The following is a 19,816-nucleotide window of genomic DNA, read 5'->3' on the forward strand; positions in this document are numbered from 1 at the left end:
GAGGGCGCTTAGGCGCTAAATGGGCTCCAACCCGGGTGGCCCAGTCGTGGAGGAAACCATGTCCGTTGATATCCCGCACCAACGCAACGCAAGGCTGCTGCGTCGTCTCATGCCACTGCTGGACTCACCGCCAGAGGCGGACGAAGAGCTCGAGGCGCATGCCCTGATCGACGACGCCCTGCAGGCGCGTGCCACCGACATCCATCTCGACCCTAATCAGGATGGCCTGCGAATTCGCCTGCGTATCGATGGCCGCGTGATCGAGGCGTTGCTTGTCGATGTCGCCATCGGCAGCCGTTTGGTCAACCAGTTCAAAGTGCTTGCCAGGCTGAATCCGGTCCCTTCACTGGTGGTGGCCGAGGGCAGTTTCAGTTGGCCGCCCCCTGACGAGCCGGACTTGCAGGATAGCCCCTCCGGCGATGCGCAAGAGGAGACCTTCCTGCGCGTTACCTCGGTGGGCTGTGTCGGTGGCGAAAAACTGGCGATTCGGTTTCTCTCACCGCCTGCGACCTTTCAGGACACCCTGTCGCTGGGGCTTGGTGAACAGGGTGCCCGCGGCATCCGTCGCTGGATGGATGCAACAGGCGGGATGCTGCTGGTCGCCGGCCCCACTGGCGCTGGCAAGACCACTACACTGTATACCTTGCTCAATCAGCTCAGGCTCACCGATAGCCATGTGATCACCCTCGAGGATCCGGTCGAATACGAGATTCCCGGTATCAACCAGATTCAGGTCGATGAGCAGAACGGTCTGGACTTCGCCAACGGAACGCGGACCATGCTTCGCCTCGATCCCGATTATGTGCTGATCGGCGAGATTCGTGCTCCTGAATCGGCGCGGGCGGCGCTCAATGTCGCGGGTAGTGGACGCTCGTTGATGGGTACCTTGCACAGTCGTGATGCGGTTGGTGTGGTCTCCTCGCTCCGCCATCTCGGGCTTGGCGATGCCGAGATCAGCGCTAACCTGGGACTGGTGGTGGCCCAGCGACTGGTCAGGCGGCTATGCGAGCATTGTCGCGAACTCCAGGCGCTGCCTGGTCAGGATGCACAGTGGCTTGAGGCAATCGACATAGACTTGCCGCGCAGCACCTGGGAGCCGGTTGGATGTGATCATTGCGATGGCTTGGGCTACCGTGGTCGTGTCGGTGTGTTCGAGATATGGCAGCCGATTCCCGATGATCACGCGCGTATCCTCAACCATGCCGATGAGGCTCAGTTGCGGCGCGCGCTCATCGAGCGGGGAGAGACCTTGATGTTTGCCGATGGCCTTGCCAAGGCCGCCGAAGGGGTGACATCGTTGCGTGAAGTGCTGCGCATGGGGGCAATTCTTCCTGGATGAGTTCCAAGGTGCGGTACGATGAACGAGAAAAGCTGACTCAGGTCGCTTACTCGCGCTATAAATGCTCGAATTCAGCCGCTGGCCGACCGATCAGCAAGGTATAGTCCATTGACGAGAATCACTCGATGACACAGCTTTCTCGCCGTCGTTTCACCTTGATGGCGCTCGGCGCACCTCTGGCGTTGCTTGCCGCGCCAGCAGCCCACGCCAACCTGATGGAATCGCTGCTCTCCAGAGCCCACGTGCCTCGACATGATAATGAACTGTGGGTGCTGATCGAGGACCGCGAGTCAGTGCTCACGGTGTTTCGCGGCAACCGCCAGATCGAGCGATTCGCGCCGATTTCCCTTGGTCGTGGTGGAGCGAAGGCCGAGCGACTGAGTGGCAGTAACGTCACACCGCTCGGTGAGTTTCGCGTCAACCGTTTCAATCATGAGAGTGACTGGCATATCTTCATTGGCCTGGATTACCCCACCCCGACCCACGCGCGCATGGCGTTGGAATCCGGGGTCTTTGATCAGCGCGACTATGACGACTACTTCGCGTACTATCGACGCCACGGCTACCCCCCACAGCAGACCGTGCTGGGTGGTTTCATTGGCGTACATGGCGTGGGAAAGGGAGATCCCGAGGTCCATAGTCAATTCCACTGGACCCAGGGGTGTGTGGCGGTGACAGATGTTCAGATCGAGCGCCTTGCGGAGTTGATCGGCATTGGCACTCGCGTCGTGATCCGCTAGGCTCATACATGCGCTAGGGATTTTGAAAGCTATGGACAAGCGCCGTCTTGTATAATAAAACAGCGTTTGGCTCCAGTGCTAAAGCAGCACATAGTCGCTGCAACAGAGCCTGCATGTGCAGGAAGCCTGACCTTCAGGCAACACCAACGCAGTACCAAGGAAGACTCAAGGAGAACACCATGACTCTGAAGACCACCCTGAAGCTGACCGCCGCCGCTGCTTCCCTGGCCATCCTGGCTGGTTGTGCGTCCAACAGCGCGCTGGAAGAAGTTCGCATGACCGCTGAGTCTGCACAGGCAGACGCCGCGGAAGCCCGCAGCATCGCTGTTCAGGCCCAGAACACCGCCAACCAGGCACAGCGCGACGCCCAGGCGGCTCTGCAGATGTCCGAGCAGAACCGTGACGAGATGAACCGCATGTTCGAGCGCTCCATGCAGAAGTAATTCTGCTGGTGCGCTGTCATCACCTACGGGTGATGGCGGTTCTGCAAGATGAGAAAACCCCGCCACGGCGGGGTTTTCTCATGTTTGCCGGGCGAGTGGTGAACCTCGACCGATCTCGAGCCCAACCGATCTCGTGCCTACCCGAAAAGGGAAGGCACGAGAGAAGGCAAGAAAGCGTGGCACGCCTGATTCGGCATGGTCTCGCCTACCTTCAGCGGGAACTGACCTGCAATTCGCTGAACAGGCCGTGCGGGTCAGCCTGCTTGTCATCAGGCGTCGGCGTGGGTTCTTCGCTTGCCGTTTGCAACAGTGAGACGATCATCCCGTCGGGTGCCTCCACCACATCACGCAGGCGCGCGTAGTCGACGGGTGGCTGCTCCTCACCGAAAGCCTGGGTGACTACCTCGATGGCATTGAGAATCGGCTCGAAGGTGCCTTGGTTTTCCTCGAGTTGCGGGAATGATTGGGCATAGAGCACGCCATCCTCCGACCAGCCGGCCTTGAACGGTTGATCGAGGATATTCACCTGGGTGCCGCTGGGTACGCGATCGTAGAGTGATTCAATGTCTTCCGGGAACATGCGAATGCAACCTCGACTGGCGCGCATGCCGACGCCTTCAGGCTTGTTGGTGCCATGGATCAGGTAGCTAGGCAGACCGAGCAGGATGGCATGGCTGCCCAGCGGATTGTCGGGACCTGGCGGGACCACTGACGGGGCGGGCTCGCCGCGTGCGGCGGCTTCCTCGCGCATGGAGCGCGGTGGAGACCAGTGTGGATCCTTGACCTTGATCGTGGTGCGGGTGAGCCCGACCGGGGTCGAGAAGCCGTCACGCCCCACACTGATCGGGTAGGTCTCGACGATGCCCTCGGCGGAGTAGTAGTAGAGGCGCAGTTCCGAGAGGTTGATGACGATGCCCTCGCGGGGCGCATCCGGAAGGATGTGCTGATTGGGGACGTTGACCTCGGTGCCGGCGAATGGCGCCCAGATACTGACCTCGGGGTTGGCCATGCGAATGGCTTCGTAGCCCACATTGTGCCGCCTGGCGATATCCACCAGGGTGTCGCCTTCCTCCACAGTGACGGTGTAGCTCTCGCCAATCACGTTGCCCAGCTCGGGCAGTGCGAAGTGGCCGCGAGGCAATTCCTCAGGCGTATCCTCGGCATGGGCCATGGCCGAAAAACAGCCAGCCGTCAGGGCGGCTGCAAGGCCCCAGGCAGCGATACCCGACACCAACGGGTGGTTGCGTCGTGATGATGTCTTTGACGTTTTCATTGCTCTACTCAAGGGTCCACGCTCTCTAATTCGTGGCAACGCGGTGCATTGCCTGGGCGCGCGGGAAATCCTTGCCGCGACGCCGGATATCAATTTGGCGATGAGGTCATGTCTGACAGTATAGATTGCCCTGTGGCAACGCAGTGCGCCACTGTTTTAAGTGGGCGTCGGCCGGGGTAATTGCCACAACGGTCTCACGCCGCCTCGGCCTTGCGATTCAACAGGCCAAGCAACTGTTCCAGGGTATGAAAACGCGCCTCGGCGTTGTCCATGGCGGCATCGAAACGCAAGGTATCGGCGCCGTCGAGTCGATAATGGCGCGGGTCCTTCTGAATCAGCTCGACCAGGGTCAGCGGATCGACATTGGTCTGGCTACCGAAAATCACCCGGCCGCGTTCCGGGCCGGCTTCAAGGCGCGTGATGCCCAGCGCTTCGGCGCGTTGACGCAGCCGCGTCTGGCGGATCAGCGTCTTGACAGGCGCGGGCAGCAGGCCGAAGCGGTCGATCATCTCGACCTGCAGTTCCTTGAGCTCGGCGTCATTGGCGGCGCTGGCGATGCGCTTGTACATCACCAGGCGTTGCTGGACATCGTGCAGGTAGTCATCGGGAATCAGCGCGGGAAGGTTCAGGCTGATCTCGACGCCCTGGTCGAGAGGCGCTTCGATATTCGGCGTCTTGCCGGCACGAATCGCTGCCACCGCACGGTCGAGCATCTCCATGTAGAGCCCATAGCCGATCGCTTCCATCTGTCCGCTCTGTTCCTCACCGAGCAATTCGCCTGCGCCACGAATCTCCATGTCGTGACTGGCCAGGGTAAAGCCGGCACCCAGCGCATCAGCCCCCGCGATGGCCTCGAGGCGCTTGACGGCATCTCGGGTCATGACGCGTGGCGGCGGGGCGAGCAGGTAGGCATAGGCCTGGTGGTGGCTGCGCCCGACTCGGCCGCGAAGCTGGTGCAGTTGGGCAAGGCCGAACTTGTCGGCTCGCTCGATGATGATGGTATTGGCGCTCGGCACGTCGATGCCGGTCTCGATGATGGTGGAACACACCAGCACGTTGAAGCGCTTGTGGTAGAAATCGGACATGACGCGTTCGAGGGAGCGTTCCGGCAATTGCCCATGGGCGACCCCGACCCGCGCCTCGGGCACCAGCTCGCGAATCTTTTCCGCGGCGCTTTCGATGGTCTTGACCTCGTTGTGCAGCAGGTAGACCTGGCCGCCACGCAGTATCTCACGTAGCAGCGCTTCCTTGATGATGGCCTCGTCGCGTTGTTGCACGAAGGTTTTCACCGACAGGCGACGGGCGGGTGGGGTGGCGATGATCGACAGGTCACGGATGCCGCTCATGGCCATGTTGAGGGTGCGGGGAATAGGCGTGGCGGTCATGGTCAGGATGTCCACTTCCGCTCGCAGGCTCTTCAGACGCTCTTTCTGGGCGACGCCGAAGCGGTGCTCCTCGTCGATGATCAGCAGGCCCATGTTGGGCAATTTCATCGATTTCGACAGCAGCTTGTGGGTGCCGATGACGATATCGGCCTGGCCATTTTCGATACGCTTGAGCGCGGCGGCCTGGCCCTTGCCCTCGGTGAAACGCGAGATCAGCTCGATGTTGACCGCGGTATCGGCGAAGCGGTCGCGAAAGTTCTCGAAGTGCTGGCGGGCGAGCAGGGTGGTGGGCACCAGCACCACGACCTGGCGACCTGAATGCACGGCGAGGAAGGCGGCGCGCATGGCCACTTCGGTCTTGCCAAAGCCCACATCGCCACATACCACCCGGTCCATGGGCCGCTGCGCGGTCATGTCCTCGATCACCGCGGTGATGGCAGCATGCTGGTCAGGCGTTTCCTCGAAGGGGAAGTTGGCGGCGAAACGCGCGTACTCGGCATCCGGTTCGGCACAGGCAAACCCCTGGCGGGCCTCACGACGGGCGTAGATGTCGAGCAGTTCGGCGGCGGTGTCGCGGATCTTCTCGGCGGCCCGGCGGCGGGCCTTTTCCCATTGCTCCGAGCCAAGACGGTTGAGCGGTGCCAATTCATCGTCGGCGCCGGCGTAGCGGGAGATCAGGTGCAGGCTATCCACCGGCACATAGAGCCGTGCCCCTTCAGCATACTCGAGGGTCACGAACTCCGCGGCCTGACCACCGGCTTCGAGGGTTTCGAGCCCGCGATATCGCCCGACCCCATGCGCCTGGTGCACCACCGGTGCGCCAGGTCGCAATTCAGAGAGGTGGCGGACAGCCAGCTCACCCGCATCGGTGGCCTTTTCGCGGCGTCGGCTCTGGCGGACCACCCCCCCGTAGAGTTCCGCCTCGCTGATTACCGCAAGGCCCGGTTCGTTCAGCCACAGCCCGGCATCTAGCTCGCCTTCAGTGATGGCTGTGGCCGCATCGCTTGCGAGAAAGGCCGAGAAGCCGTCGCTGTGGCGCAGGCCGAGATGCAGTGGGGCGAGGGCTTCCTCCAGGGCCTCGCGACGCCCGCGTGATTCCGCCACGAAGAGTATCCGGATGCCCGGTTGCTGTTCGATGAACGATGCTAGCGGTGCCAGCGGTTCCTTGGCGCGCGCGTTGATGCCCACCTGGGGCGGAGGCTGGGTCAAGGGCGTTGCGGCGTGCTTGTGATCGGCATCATCGGTCAGCTCCACGCGCGGGTGGCGCTTGATGGCCGCGAACACTTCCGCCACCGGCACAAAGGCGCTGTGTGGCGGCAAGAGCGGACGCGTAGGGTCTACGCCGAGATTGTCAAAGCGTGCCTCGATGGCTGTCCAGTGGTGCTCGGCGGCCTGGAATACGTCGGGAAGCAGGGCGACACGAGTGCCTTTGGCGAGGTGTTCGAACAGTGTCGCAGTCTCTTCGAAGAACAGAGGCAGGTATTGCTCGAGCCCGGGGGAGGGAATGCCCTTCAAGGCATCCACGTAGAGTGGGCACTGACGCGGGTCGACATCGAACAGCGTCTCGAAGCCTTCCCGGAAACAGGCGATGGCACTGCGCGACAGCGAGTACTCGTGGGCGGGCAGCAGCTCGATGGCCTCGACCTTGTCCTTGTCCTGGCTGCGCTGTGTGTCGGGGTCGAAGTGGCGCAGGGTGTCGATCTCGTCATCGAAAAGATCGATGCGCAGCGGTGCATCACTGCCCATGGGGAAGAGGTCGATGAGGGCGCCGCGCAACGCATATTCGCCAGGTTCGAAGACGGTTTCCACGGCGCGGTAGCCAGACCGCGAAAGGGCATCGCGAAAGCCCTCTCGCTCGAGGGTCTGGCCGATTTCCAGGTTCATCACCCGGCCAGCGATGTAGTCAACTGGTGGCAGGCGTTGCATCAGGGTGTTGATCGGTACCAGCACGATGCCGTGCACGCCATCCTGCAGCCGGCGAAGTGTGCGCAGCCTGGCGGAGACGATGTCCTGATGGGGCGAGAAACTGTCGTAGGGCAGGGTTTCCCAATCCGGGAAGGGCAGCACCGGCACCTGGCTGAAGAAGCGCAGCTCGGTCTCCAGCCGCAATGCCTGAGCGGTATCGGCGGTGATCACCAGCAGCGGAGCATCCTCGGCGAGGCGAGCCAGGCCCAGCGCGCAGGCGCTGCCGTGTGGCGTGTGCCAGTAAAGGGTGTCACGCAGCCCCTGAGGGCGCGGTGGGTCGAGCGGCGAGAAATTCGACATGATATCTGGTGTCGGCTTGTGACGAGGCAAAGCCGCATCATACCAGCCCTCACGGCACTTTTGGTCAGCCTGCCTTGTAGTCGGACCGTCGATTCTGTAATACCCCTACAGCGTGTGCGACCATCCTGCGATTGCCGTGCCAGTGCCGGGCCCGGATAATGGTCGCGTCCCCTTACACCACCAGAGAGGCTTCTCGTGAGTCAGCAACCCCTCGATACCGTTTTCCAGGAATGGCACGACAACCAGGCGCTTGCCGAGCAGATGATCCCGATCATCGGTAGCCTCTACCGGCACAACAATGTGGTCACCACCTTGTATGGTCGTTCGCTGTTCAACCGGTCGGTCATCCGGATCCTCAAGGACCATCGGTTCGTGCGCAAGATCGAGGGTACCGAGCTGTCGGTGCAGGATACCTATCCGCTGGTAAAGGCGATGACCGAGCTCAACCTCGCCCCGGCGCATGTGGATGTCGGCAAGCTTGGCGTGGCGTTCAAGAAACAGGGGGGTGGTGATGCCGTGGCGTTTCTGCGCCAGGAGCTCGCCGAGATCGTCGAGGGTCATGATCCGAGCCGGGGCAATGGCGAGCCGAAGGATGTGGTGCTCTACGGTTTTGGTCGTATCGGCCGCATTCTCGCTCGTGTACTGGTCGAGAAAGCCGGCGGTGGCAACCTGCTGCGCCTGCGTGCCATCGTCGTGCGCGGCCGTGGCGACATCGCCAAGGATCTCGAGAAGCGGGCAAGCCTGCTGCGTCGTGACTCGGTCCATGGCCCCTTCGATGGCACCATCAGCGTCAACTACGAGGCGCGCACGATTACCGCCAACGGCAATGTGATCCAGGTCATCTATGCCGACTCACCGGCAGAGGTCGATTACACCTCGTACGGTATCGACAATGCCGTGGTGGTCGACAACACCGGTATCTGGCGCGATGAGGATGGACTTGGTCAGCATCTGGCTTGCAAAGGTGTGGCCAAGGCGCTGCTGACGGCACCCGGCAAGGGCGATGTCAAGAATATCGTCTATGGCATCAATCACGCCGACATCAAGGCTGACGATCGCATTCTGTCGGCGGCGTCGTGTACCACCAACGCCATCGTTCCAGTGCTCAAGGCGCTGAATGACGAGTTTGGCATCGAGCATGGACACGTCGAAACGGTTCACGCCTATACCAACGACCAGAACCTCATCGACAACTACCACAAGGGTGACCGGCGTGGTCGCAGCGCGCCGCTCAACATGGTGCTCACCGAGACCGGTGCCGCCAAGGCGGTCGCCAAGGCCCTCCCCGAGCTTGGCGGCAAGCTGACCGGTAACGCTATCCGCGTGCCGACCCCCAATGTGTCGATGGCGATCCTCAACCTGACCCTGAACCGGGAGACCGACAGCGAGGCGCTCAACGACTACCTGCGCCGCATGTCGATAGATTCCGCCTACCAGAAGCAGATCGACTTCGTGGACTCTCCCGAGGTGGTGTCATCGGACTTCGTCGGCAACCGTCACGCCGGCATCGTCGATGCCAAGGCGAGCATCGCCAATGGTCGTCACGCGGTGCTCTACGTATGGTATGACAACGAGTTCGGCTACAGCTGCCAGGTGGTGCGCATTCTCCAGCACATCTCCAACGTTCACTTCCTGAAATTGCCCCGCGTTCAGCCGTGATACCCAGGCGTAAGGCGTAGCCGAAAGGCGACAGGGATTTGCCGAGCCTGCCGCGATGCCCAAGTCCCCCGTGTGGCCTTCCATACGGGGGTTCTTCATTTAGATTCCACTCCCTGCCACATTTTTGTGGTGCAGTATCATCTGTCTGCGACCTTCGCGCAGGTGGTCATTGGCTTGCCTAGTCATTATAATACTTGGGATTTTTCGGGGTGGTTCGAGCCTGGCTCGGGCCTGACTGGTAACGTACTGAAACCACAAGAATTCGAATCCATTCGAACCCCTTTCCTTCGTATATCCGATCCATCAACTGGGCGAGACTATGATCGAAGTCAAGAAAGGCCTGGATCTCCCCATCACGGGGGCGCCCGAGCAGCGCATCGAGGATGCGCGGCCGGTACGCCACGTGGCGATCCTGGGTACCGACTATGTCGGCATGAAGCCGACCATGGAGGTCCAGGAGGGGGACAGAGTGAAGCTGGGCCAGCTGCTCTTTACCGACAAGAAGATCGAAGGCGTGCGCTTCACGGCGCCGGCCGCAGGTGAGGTGGTTGCCATCAACCGTGGCGAAAAGCGCAAGTTGCTGTCGGTGGTGATCAAGGTCGACGAAACCGAAGAGTCCGTCGAGTTCGCGGCTCACGGGCGTGACAAGCTCGAGACGCTGGACCGCCAGACAGTGGTCGATCAACTGGTCGACTCTGGATTGTGGCCGGCGCTGCGCACCCGTCCCTTTTCGCGCACCCCGGCCATCGACGGTGTGCCGAGCGATATCTTCGTCACTGCCATCGATACGCATCCATTGGCCGCCGAGCCGGCCAAGGTCATCCACGAGCAAACCGGCGCCTTCGAGGATGGGCTCAAGGTGTTGACTCGGCTGACCGAGGGCCAGGTCTACCTGTGTACCGGACCGGACAACAGCGTCCCGGGCGGGAACATCGATGGTGTTCAGGCCCAGACCTTCGCCGGCCCGCATCCGGCAGGGCTTGTCGGTACGCATATCCACCATCTTTCCCCGGTGGGCCTGCACAAGCGGGTCTGGCACATTGGCTATCAGGACGTGATCGCCTTTGGCAAACTGTTCGTCGAGGGCAAGCTGGATGTCAGCCGGGTGGTCGCCGTGGGTGGTCCGCGTGCCGAGTCACCGCGCCTGTTGCGGACTCGCCTTGGCGCCAGTACCGATGAACTGCTGGCCGGTGAAGTGGTCGACCCCGATGACACGCGAGTGATCTCGGGCTCGGTCTTCTCGGGCTTCGCCTGTGAAGGTAGCCTGCGCTATCTGGGGCGTTTCCATAGTCAATTGAGCCTTCTCGAAGAGGGCAACAAACGCTTGTGGATGGGCTGGCTTTCGCCCGGCGCCAATCGGCACTCGGTTCTGGGGATCTACATCTCCAAGATCAAGGGGCTGACCAACTATGCGCCGACCACCTCCACCAACGGGTCGGAGCGTGCCATGGTGCCGGTGGGTGTGTACGAGGAAGTCATGCCACTGGATATCCTTCCCACGCAGTTGCTGCGCACCTTGATCGTCGGTGACATCGAGACTGCCATGCAGCTCGGGTGTCTGGAGCTGGATGAAGAGGACCTGGCGCTGTGCACCTACGTGTGCCCGGGAAAGTACGAGTATGGTCCCATCCTGCGTGACAACCTCACCATGATCGAGAAAGAGGCCTGATGACGATGGCTATTCGACAGACACTCGACAATCTCGAGCCGCATTTCCACAAGGGTGGCAAGTACGAGAAGTTCTATCCTCTGTTCGAGGCAGTGGACACGATCTTCTATGCACCGCCCAGCGTGACCAAGACCACCGCCCATGTGCGTGACGGCGTCGACCTCAAGCGCATCATGATCACCGTCTGGATGTGTACGTTCCCGGCGATGTTCTTCGGCATGTGGAACGCCGGTTGGCAAGCCAACACCGCCATCGCCGACGGCTACGCGTCGATGGCCGGCTGGCGCGAGGCGATCATGATGGTGCTGGCCAGCGGCCACACCCCCGATAGCCTGTGGGCCAACTTCGTGCTGGGCGCGACTTACTTCCTGCCGATCTATCTGGTGACCTTCGCCGTGGGGGGCTTCTGGGAAGTGCTGTTCGCGGTCAAGCGCGGTCATGAGGTCAACGAAGGCTTCTTCGTCACCTCCGTGCTCTACGCTCTGATCCTGCCGGCCACCATCCCGCTGTGGCAGGTGGCGCTCGGTATCACCTTCGGCGTGGTGATCGGCAAGGAGATCTTCGGCGGCACTGGCAAGAACTTCCTCAACCCGGCACTCACCGGTCGCGCCTTCCTGTACTTTGCCTATCCGGCGCAGATTTCCGGTGACGCGGTATGGGTCGCGGCGGATGGCTTCACCGGCGCCACCGCGCTATCCATCGCCTTCCAGGATGGCATGGCCGCGCTCTCCAGTCAGTACAGCTGGTGGGATGCCTTCCTTGGCTTCATCCCGGGTTCGGTGGGCGAGGTCTCGACGCTGGCGATCTTCATCGGCGCCGCGGTGCTGCTGTGGACCAAGATCGCGTCGTGGCGGATCATGCTCGGCGTTTTCCTTGGTATGGTGGCGACCAGCGCGCTGTTCAACCTGGTCGGCTCCGCGTCCAACCCGATGTTCGCGATGCCGTGGTACTGGCACCTGGTGGTGGGCGGTTTCGCCTTCGGCATGGTGTTCATGGCCACCGACCCGGTTTCCGCCTCGATGACCAATCAGGGTCGCCTGATCTTCGGCGCGCTGATCGGTGTGATGACCGTGCTGATCCGCGTGGTCAACCCGGCCTTCCCTGAGGGCATCATGCTGGCGATTCTGTTCGCCAACCTGTTCGCGCCGCTCATCGACCACTTCTTTGTTCAGGCCAACATCAAACGTCGCGTCAAGCGGACTGGTGTGCCGGCCGAGGAGACTGCCTGATGGCACAGAGCAATAACTCCATCAAAAAGATCCTGACGGTGGCATTCGCACTTTGTATCGTGTGTTCGGTCATCGTATCGACTGCCGCCGTGGCATTGCGCCCCGCGCAGCAGTTGAACCAGGAACTCGATCGCAAGACCAACATTCTGAACGTGGCCAATCTCTACGAGCCAGGCATGAATGTGGAAGAGGCCTTTGGGGAGGTCACCCCGCGCGTGGTGGACATGCGCACCGGCGAATACTCCGATGAGCACGACCCGGAAACCTACGATGGCTTCGAGTCTCGTCGTGACCCGGCGGCGTCGCGCACGCTGTCTGGCGAGCAGGATCCGGCGGGCCTCACGCGTGTCGAGAACTATACCACCGTCTATCTGGTCGGTGACCCTGACGATCCCGAGCAGATCATCCTGCCCATTCGTGGCCAGGGGCTGTGGGGATTGATGCGCGGTTTTCTCTCCGTGGAAGGGGATGGCAACACCATCGTCGGCATCACCTACTATGAGCATGCCGAAACCCCTGGGCTCGGCGCCGAAGTCAACAATCCGCGTTGGCAGGCTCAGTGGGAAGGCAAGCAGGTCTTCGATGAATCCGGCGAGCTCGCACCGGCCATTCGGCTGGTGAAGGGTGGCGCCAGTGACGAGAATGAGGTCGACGCGCTGTCTGGTGCGACCTTGACCAGCAATGGCGTCACCAACATGTTGCAGTTCTGGCTGAGCCCCGAGGGCTTCGGTAACTACCTGGCCAAGTTCCGCAGCGGTGTGGACCAGGACGAAGCCGAGCAAGCCGACGTCGAACTCGAAGCGGAAGGAGCCTGATCATGTCCGCAGCAACTCCCAAAGGAGTCCTCACGACTCCGGTGTTCAAGAACAACCCCATCGCCTTGCAGGTACTCGGTATCTGTTCCGCGCTGGCGGTCACCACCAGCATGAGCGTGTCGCTGGTCATGAGCCTGGCGGTGATCTTCGTGACCGCCTTCTCCAACCTGTTCGTCTCGCTGATCCGTAACCATATCCCGTCCTCGATCCGCATCATCGTGCAGATGACCATCATCGCGTCACTGGTGATCGTGGTGGACCAGATTCTCAAGGCGTACGCCTACGAGATGTCCAAGCAGTTGTCGGTGTTCGTCGGTCTGATCATCACCAACTGCATCGTCATGGGACGTGCGGAAGGGTTTGCCATGCAGAACACGCCGGGGCTGTCGTTCCTCGACGGCGTCGGCAACGGGCTTGGCTACGGCTTCATCCTGATGGTCGTGGGGTTTATCCGCGAGCTGTTCGGTTCCGGCAGCGTTTTCGGGTTCACCGTGCTCGAGACCGTGCAGAACGGTGGCTGGTACGTGCCCAACGGCCTGCTGCTGCTGCCGCCCTCGGCGTTCTTCATCATCGGCGGGATCATCTGGGTGCTGCGCTCGCTGAATCCCGAGCAAGTCGAGGATAACGAGTTCAAGATGAAGCCGAACACCGAACCGAAGGAGGCCGTGTAACATGGAACATTATATCAGTCTGTTCGTCGCCTCGGTCTTCGTCGAAAACCTGGCCCTGGCGTTCTTCCTGGGCATGTGTACCTTCATTGCGGTGTCCAAGAAGGTCTCCGCTGCCATTGGCCTGGGTATCGCGGTCATCGTGGTACTGACCATCGCCGTGCCGGTCAACAACCTCGTTTACTCCTTCCTGTTGGCGGAAGGCGCACTGACCTGGACTGGCATCAGTGGGGCCGAGAACATCGACCTGTCGTTCCTTGGGCTTCTCAGCTACATCGGTGTCATCGCTGCACTGGTGCAGATACTGGAGATGTTTCTCGACAAGTACGTGCCGACGCTCTACAACGCGCTGGGCGTGTTCCTGCCGTTGATCACTGTGAACTGCGCGATCCTGGGTGGTGTGCTGTTCATGGTCGAGCGTAGCTACAACTTCGGTGAGTCCGTGGTCTATGGCTTTGGCTCAGGCGTGGGTTGGGCGCTGGCGATTACGGCCCTGGCCGGCATTCGCGAGAAGCTCAAGTACAGCGACGTACCGGCTTCCCTGCAGGGGCTGGGCATCACCTTCATTACCGTGGGTCTGATGTCGCTGGGCTTCATGTCCTTCTCCGGCATCCAGCTCTGAGTCAGGTCGTGTTCTTTCGGCGCCGCTGGGCGGCGCCGAAAACCAGGCAACGTCAAGCAATAGGAAACCGACATGGTTGATACATCAGTCATCTTGCTCGGTGTGGTCATGTTCACTGTCATCGTCATTGGTCTGACGGGCGTGATCCTGGCTGCGCGCAGCAAACTCGTCAGTACCGGGGACGTGACGATCGAGGTCAACGGCGACCCCGACCACACCCTGACTACTCAGGCCGGTGGCAAGCTGCTCAATACTCTGGCAGCCAATGGCATTTTCCTCTCGTCCGCGTGTGGCGGTGGTGGTTCCTGTGCCCAGTGCAAGTGCCGGGTGGAAGAGGGGGGTGGGGCGATCCTGCCCACCGAGGAATCCCACTTCACGCTGCGCGAGAAAAAGGAAGGCTGGCGCCTGTCCTGCCAGGTGCCGGTGAAGCAGGACATGAGAATCGAGGTGCCCGAAGAAGTCTTCGGGGTGAAGAAGTGGGAATGTGAGGTCATCGATAACCCCAACGTTGCCACCTTCATCAAGGAACTCAACCTCAAGTTGCCTGAAGGTGAGGAAGTGGCGTTCCGCGCTGGTGGTTACGTGCAGTTGGTGGCGCCGCCCTACGACATCAAGTTCTCCGATTTCGATATCGAAGAGGAGTACCGTGGCGACTGGGAGAAGTTTGATCTGTTCAAGGTCTCGCACAAGAACCAGGAAGAGATCATCCGCGCTTACTCCATGGCCAACTACCCGGATGAGAAGGGCATCCTCAAGTTCAATATCCGTATCGCCACGCCGCCGCCCAACACCGATCACCCGCCTGGCCTGATGTCCACCTATGTCTTCAGTCTGAAGCCGGGTGACAAGGTGACCGTGATGGGGCCGTTCGGTGAGTTCTTCGCCAAGGATACCGATGCCGAAATGGTCTTCGTCGGCGGTGGCGCGGGCATGGCGCCGATGCGCAGCCACATCTTCGACCAGCTCAAGCGTCTCGAATCCAAGCGCAAGATCACCTTCTGGTATGGCGCGCGCTCCTGGCGCGAGACCTTCTACAACGACGAGTACGACCAACTGGCCGAGGAGTTCGACAACTTCGAGTGGCACTTGGCGCTCTCCGATCCTCAGCCCGAGGACAACTGGGAAGGTCCCACCGGCTTCATCCACAACGTGCTGTACGAGAATTACCTGAAGGACCATCCGGCTCCCGAGGATTGCGAGTACTACATGTGCGGGCCGCCGATGATGAATGCCTCCGTGATCAAGTTGTTGCTTGACCTGGGCGTGGAACCCGAGAACATCATGCTGGACGACTTTGGCGGATGATCTCGATCGTCACCAGGCGATACAGAGGGCTGGCCGGCTGGCCGGCCCTCTTTGCATTGGTGCCACCGGTGGCACTCGCGATGCTGGTACTCGCGCTGCTGGCGGGATGTCGTGGGCAGGCGAGCGGGCAATATTTCGAGGGGGTTGCCCTCGGTACGGGTTACCACATCACCTTGGATGCCGACCTGGACATCGGCGAGCGCGAACTGCTCCAGGCTGCCATTCAAGGCGAGCTGGGCAGTCTGGAAAATGGGCTCTTGTCGCTTCGCCCCTTGCTGGCAGCGCCCTTGCCCCTGGTCAACCAAGAGGCCTTGCCATCGCTTGCGCGTGCCGGCCGGCTATTGCAGCTCGAGCACTGGGCACACGCGGTGGACCGGCTCGATGCGGTCTTGGCCGAGTTCGGTATGTCTAATGCCATGATCGAGCTTGGTGGTATGGTGAGAACTCGTGGTATGGCGGGTCGCCAGCTCTGGCGGCTGGCTATCGACAAGGCGCACCTGCCGGGTGAGCAACACGCCGTGCTGAGTCTGCAGGATGCTGCTCTCGTAACGGTTGCTACCGCGACCGTCAGGGGTGACATGGCAGGACGCGGAGGGCGACGCCCGCGTTTGCTCGAGGTCAGTGTCGTGGCACCCGAGGCCCGTAGCGCCTTGCATCAGGCACTGAGGATAGCCAAAGGCGAAGCGTGGGCACGAGATGAACGTATGGCGCGCCAGGTTGTCATGACCAGACAGGGCATCGATATTCATTACGGTGAGGCGTTTGTGGCCTTGTTATTGGAAGAACGCTGAGCCGTAGAAAGAACACTGAACTGTAAAAGAAAACTGAGCTGTAGAAAGAAAACTGAGTTGTTGAAAGAACACGGAATACGGGAGAGTCGAAATGAGCACCTGGATCATAGCACTGGCCTTCATGTTGTTGATCATGGCCGCGATGGCGATCGGCGTGATTCTGGGGCGTAAACCCATCGCCGGTTCCTGCGGTGGGCTCAACCAGCTGGGACTGAAGGAAGGCTGCGAAATCTGCGGCGGCAAGGATGAGGTCTGCGAGGAAGAGAGCCGCAAGCAACAGGGCAGTGCGCGGCGGCGCAGCGATGAAAGCCGTGGCGCCGATCTTGGTTACGACGCCGTTCGTCGCTGAGTGGATGTGCCCCGCATGAAGCGCCCATGCGGGGGTTGATCGGCATGTCGTGATCGGGGTGACCACCATCCCGCTAGCCGGCGGACAGACCATCGAGCGCCTGGCGGGCGCGGGGTTGCCAGGGCCCCGGCAGTTCGGCGGCTCGCTTGAGTGCCTCCGCAGCCTCATTGAGATGTTGCTCAGCGCGCAGCGCCAGGCCGAGATTCAGCCATGCCACGGCCAGGGTGTCGTCCTCCTGAACGGCACGGCGAAAGGCCGCGATGGCACCCTTCGGGTCTTGCGTTGCATAGCGTGCATTTCCCAGTGCGAAGTGCCCCATGCCGGCCTCGGGGAATCTTTCCACCAGCGCTTCCCACGCACTCAGTGTATTTTCCGGTCCCTGTACGCTTTCGAAGTCAGTGATCGCCTGCATGGCGGTTGACTGGCTTACCTGCGCTGGCATCTCGCCTGGTGGAAGTGCAATGAAGGCCCAACGCTCGCTGCGTGCCCAGGTGGCATCGAATCGACGAAAGCTCTCGATGCGCTCTGGTTCCATGCCGCTGTGCAGAATCAGCTCATTGCTGTCGAGATCGAAGCCAATGGCGACGGCATAGTGCCAGAGTGGCCAGGCCGGCAGTGAAAGGTTCTGCATCACCACTACCGGGTGCCCGGCGTCTATCTCGGTAAGCAGTGCTTCCAGGCGATTATCGAGTGGAAATGCAATGCGGCCATGGCGGCGCACCGTTGCAAGCATTTCCGGTTGTACGCTGCCTTCTCGGCCCGGCAGGAAGACTTGCGGTATCAAGTTGTCGACATCGATATCCACGCCGGAATGATTGAGCACCATGGCCAGTGACGCCGGACCGCACTGGTAGTCGCGCTGACCGTGAAACGGCACCTCCTCAATCACCGCTTGCCGAGGCAGGGCGTCCTGGGTCGCGTCATCCAGGCGCGGCGCCGAGGCGCAGCCGCTGATTATTACGCTGCACAGCACCAACGCGAGAACGCCCGCGAGGCGGGCGTTCCACAGGGTGTTGCCGGGATGTACAGCGTTCGCGAAGGATCGTGAACGGTATAGCGTCATCAAATCACTCGCTCAACGGGTGAAGGGGTAGACGTTGGTCAGGCCAAGAATATCGGTGACCAGCAGGATGACGAACACAGCGAACAGGGCACCGATCACGCTGGCGCCGGCCGGCAGTTGCTCGAGTTGATCCGCCATCTGCGCGGCTTCCGCGTCAGATAGCGCAGCGACACGTGCTTCCACCTCGGCGACATCGACACCCTGGGCGACCAGCTGATCGCGCACGTCGTCACGTGCCAGTATTTCGTGGATGCGTTCGCGATCACCCTGGCCTCGTTCGGAGTCCATGGCATCCTGAGTCGTTACCAGGTCGCTTGCGGAAGCCGCCTGTGGCGCTGCAACAACCGGCATGCTGCCAAGCACCAGGGCGGCGATGATCAGCGGGGTGAGGTAACGGCAGATTGTCTTCATCATGTTGGTTTTCCTTTGTCTTCGAATGGGCTTCCGGCTCCTTGATGATCCATGCGCCGCGTCCGAGCGATGCCTGGGTGCAACGTTGCTGCGATGATGCTTGATCAGTATAGGTTGAAATGCCTTGAGATTTCATGCCCTTGGCCATCAACGCTTGGCACTCGACCCCAGCATGGGGTCATTGTGATGGCATTATCCAATCCGGTATGAGGCAGGGAGTTCGGCCAGCATCCCTTTGCCGCCCGCCAGGGTCAAGGCCAGGTCATGCAAGCCATCTTGCACAGGCAAAGGCGAAGCGCCCTTGATGGCAAGGTCCAGACGCTGGGCGAACAGCAGCAGCTTGTGCAGGCGCTTGACCGGCAGCCGGGCGATGGCCTGCTGATAGGCCGGGCGACGCTTCTCGAAAATCGAAGGCTTCTGGGACTTGCAGGCGTGGTCGAAGCTCTGGCCCTGGTCGAGGTGCTGGTGCAACGACAACAGGGTACGCAACTCCCGGGTCAACGCCCACAGCACGATCGGCGCCTCGACCCCCTCGCCGCGCAGGCCGGCCAGGATGCGGCTGACCCGGGCGCGCTCGCCCTTGAGGCAGGCGTCAACCAGCGTGAAGACATCGTAGCGTGCGCTGTCCTCCACGCCGCCGGCGATTTCCTGCGGCGTGACTCGGGTACCCGGAGGTAGCATCAGCGAAAGCTTCTGCAGCTCCTGATCGGCGGCCAGCAGGTTGCCCTCGGTGCGCTCGCCCAGCAGGCGGGCGGCGTCGAGGTCAAGGGTAAGCCCATGACGGCCGGCGCGGTCGCGTAGCCAGAAGCCCAGGCGTGACGCATCCACAGGCCATACCGGCACGAAGTAGCCGACCTTGTCGAGGGCCTGGAACCAGGCGCTCTTCTGTTGGCGGTAATCCAGCTTGCCCATCGACAACAGCAGGATATTGCCGCTGTCGCCGAGGTCTTCGGCATAGCCTTTCAAGGCCTTGGTGCCTTCCTGCCCAAGGTTCGACGAACCCAGGCGCAGCTCGATCAGCTTGGCGCTGGCGAACAACGACAGGCTGGCCGATGCCTCGTGCAGACGCCCCCAGGCAAAGTTGCCTTCGACATGCAGAATCTCGCGCTCCTCGATGCCGCGCTCACGCGCCGCCTGGCGCACCGCGTCGCATGCCTCGATGTGCTGGAGCGGTTCGTCGCCGGCGACGATCACCACGGCGGGCAGCTTCCTTGCCAGGGCATCGGCAAGCTTGTCGGGAAAAAGCTTCATGGCGACAGGGTCTCGGCGCGATCCATCAGCGCGGGGCGAGCGCATTCAAGCGCTCGACCAGTTGGTGCGCGGCGTCCTGGCGTAGTTGATCCCGGGCTTCATCACGCTGTTCCTGCTGGGTGAGCAGGTTGTCGCTGTTGACCGTATAGCGCGTGGACACTGCCAGCGTCTGCTCGCTCAACAGGTATGCCGCGTCCTCTCGGCGCTGCACAGAAAAGGGAATCCTCAGGGTCATCTCCTCCTCCTGGGAGCCCGCATCGAGCACGCTGAGCCGGTATTGGCGGATCTCTTCGGTACCGAGGTTGAGCTGCCTTGACGCCTCTGAAGTCACGCGGGTGCCGCGCCCCTCCAGTTCGCGGCGCAGCAGCCGCGAAAGGTCGCTGTCTACGCCCGCGATAGCCAGCTCATCCAACTGGCTGATGGCGCTGCCGCTTCCGCGCAGACGGAAGCCGCAACCCCCCAGGCCTACGGCGGCGACGCCTGCCAGGGTGAGGGTGAGGAAATGGCGACGCTGCATGGGAGCTCTCCTTGCCGGGTCC

18 protein-coding genes are annotated in these 19,816 nt (G+C 61.5%); 12 read left to right on the forward strand and 6 right to left on the reverse strand.

The window, feature by feature from the left end; genetic code table 11:
* Positions 1-58 precede the first annotated feature (58 nt).
* The 3 genes from C6V82_RS05410 (at position 59) to C6V82_RS05420 (ending at position 2,522) form a co-directional block, all read left to right on the forward strand.
* Positions 59-1,339 (forward strand): GspE/PulE family protein, encoded by a 1,281-nt coding sequence (locus tag C6V82_RS05410; protein WP_102588781.1) that lies wholly within the window; start codon positions 59-61, stop codon positions 1,337-1,339.
* 125 nt (positions 1,340-1,464) lie between these two features.
* Positions 1,465-2,079, forward strand: a complete 615-nt coding sequence (locus C6V82_RS05415) for a L,D-transpeptidase family protein (protein ID WP_102588782.1) — start codon at positions 1,465-1,467, stop codon at positions 2,077-2,079.
* A 179-nt stretch (positions 2,080-2,258) separates the two neighbouring features.
* Complete coding sequence (locus C6V82_RS05420; protein WP_102588783.1) at positions 2,259-2,522, forward strand: Lpp/OprI family alanine-zipper lipoprotein; 264 nt, start codon at positions 2,259-2,261, stop codon at positions 2,520-2,522.
* 211 nt (positions 2,523-2,733) lie between these two features.
* Here C6V82_RS05420 and C6V82_RS05425 read toward each other — a convergent pair whose 3' ends face one another.
* Entirely contained in the window at positions 2,734-3,795 is a 1,062-nt protein-coding gene (locus C6V82_RS05425; protein ID WP_102588784.1) for a L,D-transpeptidase family protein, read from the reverse strand.
* Between the two features lie 194 nt (positions 3,796-3,989).
* Positions 3,990-7,445, reverse strand: coding sequence for a transcription-repair coupling factor (gene mfd / locus C6V82_RS05430; protein WP_102588785.1), 3,456 nt, complete (start codon positions 7,443-7,445; stop codon positions 3,990-3,992).
* A 195-nt stretch (positions 7,446-7,640) separates the two neighbouring features.
* Here mfd and C6V82_RS05435 point away from each other — a divergent pair, with 195 nt between their 5' ends.
* From C6V82_RS05435 to nqrM, 9 genes are all read left to right on the forward strand, one after another.
* Positions 7,641-9,104 carry a glyceraldehyde-3-phosphate dehydrogenase gene (locus C6V82_RS05435; RefSeq protein WP_102588786.1) on the forward strand — a complete coding sequence of 488 codons (1,464 nt, stop codon included), beginning with the start codon at positions 7,641-7,643 and terminating at the stop codon, positions 9,102-9,104.
* Positions 9,105-9,423: 319 nt separating this feature from the next.
* Positions 9,424-10,773, forward strand: a complete 1,350-nt coding sequence (locus tag C6V82_RS05440; protein ID WP_102588787.1) for a Na(+)-translocating NADH-quinone reductase subunit A — start codon at positions 9,424-9,426, stop codon at positions 10,771-10,773.
* Between the two features lie 5 nt (positions 10,774-10,778).
* Complete coding sequence (locus C6V82_RS05445) at positions 10,779-12,002, forward strand: NADH:ubiquinone reductase (Na(+)-transporting) subunit B (protein WP_102588878.1); 1,224 nt, start codon at positions 10,779-10,781, stop codon at positions 12,000-12,002.
* Positions 12,002-12,817 (forward strand): Na(+)-translocating NADH-quinone reductase subunit C, encoded by an 816-nt coding sequence (locus C6V82_RS05450; RefSeq protein ID WP_102588788.1) that lies wholly within the window; start codon positions 12,002-12,004, stop codon positions 12,815-12,817. Before C6V82_RS05445 ends, C6V82_RS05450 begins: the two co-directional genes overlap by 1 nt.
* Before the next feature lie 2 nt (positions 12,818-12,819).
* Positions 12,820-13,488, forward strand: coding sequence for an NADH:ubiquinone reductase (Na(+)-transporting) subunit D (locus C6V82_RS05455; protein WP_102588789.1), 669 nt, complete (start codon positions 12,820-12,822; stop codon positions 13,486-13,488).
* A 1-nt stretch (position 13,489) separates the two neighbouring features.
* Positions 13,490-14,107 (forward strand): NADH:ubiquinone reductase (Na(+)-transporting) subunit E, encoded by a 618-nt coding sequence (nqrE, locus tag C6V82_RS05460; RefSeq protein WP_102588790.1) that lies wholly within the window; start codon positions 13,490-13,492, stop codon positions 14,105-14,107.
* 72 nt (positions 14,108-14,179) lie between these two features.
* Positions 14,180-15,412 (forward strand): NADH:ubiquinone reductase (Na(+)-transporting) subunit F, encoded by a 1,233-nt coding sequence (gene nqrF / locus C6V82_RS05465; RefSeq protein ID WP_102588791.1) that lies wholly within the window; start codon positions 14,180-14,182, stop codon positions 15,410-15,412.
* Complete coding sequence (locus C6V82_RS05470) at positions 15,409-16,203, forward strand: FAD:protein FMN transferase (protein ID WP_102588792.1); 795 nt, start codon at positions 15,409-15,411, stop codon at positions 16,201-16,203. Before nqrF ends, C6V82_RS05470 begins: the two co-directional genes overlap by 4 nt.
* 91 nt (positions 16,204-16,294) lie before the next feature.
* Positions 16,295-16,552 carry a (Na+)-NQR maturation NqrM gene (nqrM, locus tag C6V82_RS05475; protein ID WP_102588793.1) on the forward strand — a complete coding sequence of 86 codons (258 nt, stop codon included), beginning with the start codon at positions 16,295-16,297 and terminating at the stop codon, positions 16,550-16,552.
* Between the two features lie 73 nt (positions 16,553-16,625).
* Here nqrM and C6V82_RS05480 read toward each other — a convergent pair whose 3' ends face one another.
* The 4 genes from C6V82_RS05480 to C6V82_RS05495 all read right to left on the reverse strand — a co-directional run bounded on the left by C6V82_RS05480 (position 16,626) and on the right by C6V82_RS05495 (position 19,794).
* The gene (locus C6V82_RS05480) at positions 16,626-17,615 is read right to left on the reverse strand and encodes a PA2778 family cysteine peptidase (RefSeq protein WP_102588794.1); all 990 of its coding nucleotides are present in this window, start codon (positions 17,613-17,615) and stop codon (positions 16,626-16,628) included.
* A gap of 12 nt (positions 17,616-17,627) precedes the next feature.
* Positions 17,628-18,026 (reverse strand): PA2779 family protein, encoded by a 399-nt coding sequence (locus C6V82_RS05485; protein WP_102588879.1) that lies wholly within the window; start codon positions 18,024-18,026, stop codon positions 17,628-17,630.
* A gap of 192 nt (positions 18,027-18,218) precedes the next feature.
* Positions 18,219-19,277, reverse strand: coding sequence for a DNA polymerase III subunit delta (gene holA, locus C6V82_RS05490; RefSeq protein WP_102588880.1), 1,059 nt, complete (start codon positions 19,275-19,277; stop codon positions 18,219-18,221).
* A 25-nt stretch (positions 19,278-19,302) separates the two neighbouring features.
* Entirely contained in the window at positions 19,303-19,794 is a 492-nt protein-coding gene (locus C6V82_RS05495) for an LPS-assembly lipoprotein LptE (RefSeq protein WP_102588795.1), read from the reverse strand.
* Positions 19,795-19,816 lie beyond the last annotated feature (22 nt).

Origin of the sequence: Halomonas urumqiensis, assembly GCF_003028575.1 — a bacterium.
GTDB lineage: Bacteria > Pseudomonadota > Gammaproteobacteria > Pseudomonadales > Halomonadaceae > Halomonas > Halomonas urumqiensis.